This is a genomic window from Micromonospora sp. MH33, assembly GCF_003013775.1.
Lineage (GTDB): Bacteria > Actinomycetota > Actinomycetes > Mycobacteriales > Micromonosporaceae > Micromonospora > Micromonospora fulviviridis.
In genome coordinates this window covers 1-3,755 of record NZ_MUYZ01000448.1, presented here as the reverse complement: position 1 = coordinate 3,755, position 3,755 = coordinate 1, and the positions used below count along the sequence as shown (strand labels likewise).

Annotated in this window: 2 protein-coding genes and 2 pseudogenes; 2 read left to right on the top strand and 2 right to left on the bottom strand. The window is 76.0% G+C overall.

Going from position 1 to position 3,755, the window contains the following annotated elements:
• Positions 1–686 (top strand): annotated as a pseudogene (locus tag B0E53_RS34165) (hypothetical protein); the annotation flags it as partial.
• A 26-nt stretch (positions 687–712) separates the two neighbouring features.
• Here the strand turns inward: B0E53_RS34165 and B0E53_RS34160 are convergent.
• The gene (locus B0E53_RS34160) at positions 713–2,260 is read right to left on the bottom strand and encodes a PAS domain-containing sensor histidine kinase (RefSeq protein ID WP_107079678.1); all 1,548 of its coding nucleotides are present in this window, start codon (positions 2,258–2,260) and stop codon (positions 713–715) included.
• 25 nt (positions 2,261–2,285) lie between these two features.
• Complete coding sequence (locus B0E53_RS34155; RefSeq protein WP_107079677.1) at positions 2,286–3,317, bottom strand: SIS domain-containing protein; 1,032 nt, start codon at positions 3,315–3,317, stop codon at positions 2,286–2,288.
• Between the two features lie 183 nt (positions 3,318–3,500).
• Here B0E53_RS34155 and B0E53_RS34150 point away from each other — a divergent pair.
• Positions 3,501–3,755, top strand: a pseudogene (locus B0E53_RS34150) (hypothetical protein); the annotation flags it as partial.

The window sequence follows — 3,755 nt, the reverse complement described above, 5'->3', positions numbered from 1 at the left end:
GCGCAGAGCGGGGTGGTGGGCGGCGTGCTCGTCGGTCTCGCCGCGCTCGGCGCGGGACGGCTCGGCCGGCGGGCGCTGCTGCCGGGGCCGCCGTGCTGCTGCCCGTGCTGCTGCTCTTCGCCGCCGGCACGGCGGTGCCGCTCTGGGTGACCCGGTACCTGGTCTTCACGGTGCCGTTCGCCTGCCTGCTGGCCGGGGCGGCGCTGGCCGGCGTACGCCCGGCGCCGGCGCTGGCCGTGGTGACCCTGGCCGGCCTGCTGGGGCTGCCCGACCAGGCGGCGCTGCGCCGCACCCACGAGTGGCCGCGGACCGCCCCGGTGGACTACGCGGGCGTGGCCCGGATCGTCGCCGACCACGAGCAACCGGGCGACGCGATCGTCTACTCGCCCCGGGACAGCTGGCTCTTCCCTGACCTGGGCCTGGCGTACCACCTGGGGGCGCGGCGGCCGCGCGACGTGCTGGTGGTACGCGACCAGCGGCAGCGCGCGGACCTCTGGGCGTCCGAGTGCGACCGCCCGGCGGAGTGCCTGGCCGGCGTGGACCGGGTCTGGCTGGTGGTCACGGGCCGGCGCGCCGATCCGCTGGCGGCGGTGCCCGGCGCCAAGGGCGACGCCCTGCGCGGCGCCTTCACGGTCCGCCAGGTCTGGCCCCGTCCCGGCCTCACGGTCGCCCTCCTCACCCGCTGACCCGCGCGGCGGAGGCGGGTGGCCGGTCAGCCGGCGAGGCGGTCGGCGGTGCCGCGGGCCAGGGGGACGACCAGGACGGCCTCGGTGCCGCCCCGGGCACCGTTGCGCAGCTCGATGGTGCCGCGCAGCTCGCCGGTGACCAGGGCCCGGACGATCTGGAGGCCGAGGTTGCCGCCCTTCTCGGCGTCGAACTGCTCGGGCAGGCCCCGGCCGTTGTCGGCGACCGAGACGTGCAGTTGCTTGCGGAACCGGTGCGCGGAGACCACCACGGCCGGCTCCGGAGCGCCCTCGGGGCCGGCCGCGCCCTCTTCGCCGGCCGGCGGGAAGCCGTGCTCGACGGCGTTGAGCAGCAGCTCGTTGAGGACCATCACCAGCGAGGTGGCGATCTCGGCGGGAAGCACACCGAAGCTGCCCTGGCGGCGCATGCCGACGGTCACCTCGGTGGCCGCCACCTCGGTGGCCGCACTGGCCACCCGGTCGACGATGCCGTCGAACTCGACCGCCTCGTCGCTGGACATGGAGAGCGTCTCGTGGACCAGGGCGATGGAGGCGACCCGGCGTACCGACTCCTCCAGGGCGACCCGGGCCTCGGGCATCGCCACCCGGCGGGCCTGGAGGCGGAGCAGCGCGGCGACGGTCTGCAGGTTGTTCTTCACCCGGTGGTGGATCTCCCGGATGGTGGCGTCCTTGGTGATCAGGGCGCGGTCGCGGCGGCGTACCTCGGTGATGTCGCGGACCAGGACCAGCGCGCCGATCGGCACGCCCGCGGGCATCAGCGGCAGCGCCCGGGTGAGCATGGTGGCGCCCCGGGCGTCGATCTCCCGTCGGGGCGGGGCCTCACCGCGCAGCGCGGCCAGGACCGCGTTGCCGGCGTCGGTGCCCTCCAGCGGGTCGGTGGCGAGCCGGCGGTGCAGCTTGGCCAGGTCCTCCCCCACGAGGTGGGAGGCGTAGCCCAGCCGGCGGTACGCGGACTGGGCGTTGGGGCTGGCGTAGGTGACCTTCCCGTTGGCGTCGAGCCGGACCAGGCCGTCGCCGACCCGGGGCGCCGAGGTGGTCTCGCCCGGGTGCCGGGCCGGCGGGAAGGTGCCGTCGGCGATCATCTGGGCCAGGTCGTCGGCCGTGGTCAGGTAGTTCAGTTCGAGCTGGCTGGGCGTACGCGCGGTGGAGAGGTTGGTGTCCCGGCCGACCACCGCCACGACCTCGCCGGACTCCCCGTCGGCGGTGCGCAGCCGCACCGGGATGGCCTCGTGCCGGGCGGGCACGTCGCCGTACCAGACCGGGTCGCCCTCCCGCCAGATCCGGCCCTGCCGGTGGGCGACCTCCAGGTGCGCCACCTCGGGCCCGCCGACGATCCGGCCGACCTGGTCGTCGAGGTACGCGGTCGGCGCGGTCGTCGGGCGGACCTGGGCCACGCAGAGGAACGTGCCGTCGCGGTCGACCGGCACCCAGAGCAGCAGGTCGGCGAAGGACAGGTCGGAGAGGAGCTGCCAGTCGCCGGCGATCCGGTGCAGGTGGTCGATGTCGGCCGGCCGGAGCGAGGTGTGCTCCTCGGCGAGGTCACGGAGGGTGGACACGCTGAACAGCGTGCCACGCCGGGCCTCACATCGTCGCCGTGACCTTCTTCAACCCGCGCGGGGCGTCCGGATCCTCACCCCGGGCCAGGGCCAGGGCCAGGGCGAGCCGCTGCAGCGGCAGGATGTCGAGCAGCGGGGCGTACCGCTCGTCGACCTCGGGCACGGCCATCCGGGCGGTCGCCTCGACGTCGGCGGAGCCGACCACCACGACGTCGGCGCGGCGCTCGCCGAGCCGGGGCAGCACCTCGCGCATCGACCGCCCGCCGGGGCCGGAGCCGACCACCGCGAGCACCGGCACGTCCGGGTCGGTCATGGCGAGCGGGCCGTGCAGCAGGTCGGCGCCGGAGAAGGCGAGCGCCGGCAGGTAGGAGGTCTCCATCAGCTTCAGCGCCGCCTCCCGGGCCGTCGGGTACGCGTAGCCCCGGCCGGTGGTGACGAGCTGGGCGGCGAACCGGTAGCGCGGGGCGAGCTGGGTCGGGGTGGCGTCGGACAGGGTGCGCTCGGCCAGCTCGGGCAGGCGGGCCAGGGCGGTCCGCTCCTCGGCGGGGAGCACGCCGTCGCCGGCGCGTATCCCCTCCACGAGCATGAGCAGCGCGAGCAGCTCGGCCGTGTAGGTCTTGGTGGCGGCGACGGCCCGCTCGTGGCCGGCGGCGATGTCCACGCTCAGCTCGGCGGTGCCCACCAGCCGCGAGTCGGGGTTGTTGGTGACGGCCAGGGTGAGCGCGCCGGATTCCCGGGCCACCCGCAGCACCTCGGCCAGGTCGGGCGAGCCGCCGCTCTGGCTGACCCCGACCACCAGGGCGTCGGAGAGGTCCGGCCGGGCGCCGAAGACGGTGATGGCGCTGGGCGAGGCGAGCCCGGCGGGCAGGCCGAGCCGGATCTCGGTGAGGTAGGCCGCGTAGAGCGCCGCGTGGTCGGAGGTGCCCCGGGCGGTGAAGACCACGTGGCGGGGCCGGCGCTCGGCGATCACCGCCGCGACCCGGGCGATCGCCCCGGCGTGCTCGGCGGAGAGCAGGCGGTCGTAGCCGGCCGGCTGCTCGTCGATGTCGGCGGCCATCCCGGCCCCTGGACGCGTCACGAAAGACCCCCTCCTGCGCGATTGCCGCGCGTTCGGTGCTCAGTCTTGCACCTTTCAGCGGCAACGAGCAACGGAACGAACAGTAGTGCGCAGTGGATCACCATCCGGTCGCATGATCCCCTAGGCTTGCCCGGCTGGCGGACCGACCACCGAGAGGACGACGTGCCCGAGGACGACCCCGCGCTCTCCGCGGAGGAGGAGCTCGCGCTGGCCCGGCTGGCGCTGGCCGAGGGGGACCTCCGGCACGCCGCCGACCACGTCGCCGCCGCGCTCGTCCAGGCCCCCACGCTGCCCGAGGTGCACGAGACGCTCGCCCGGCTCGCCGCGGCCGGTGGCGGCGACCTGGACCTCTTCCCGCTCGGCCAGCACGCCTTCGTCGGCGCGGTGGTGGCCCGCGCCCACCTGCTCGCCGCCGCC

Bases quoted from the DNA above. Each gene is read 5' to 3' on its own strand.
- B0E53_RS34155 (WP_107079677.1), bottom strand. From the start codon at position 3,317: ATGGCCGCCGACATCGACGAGCAGCCGGCCGGCTACGACCGCCTGCTC.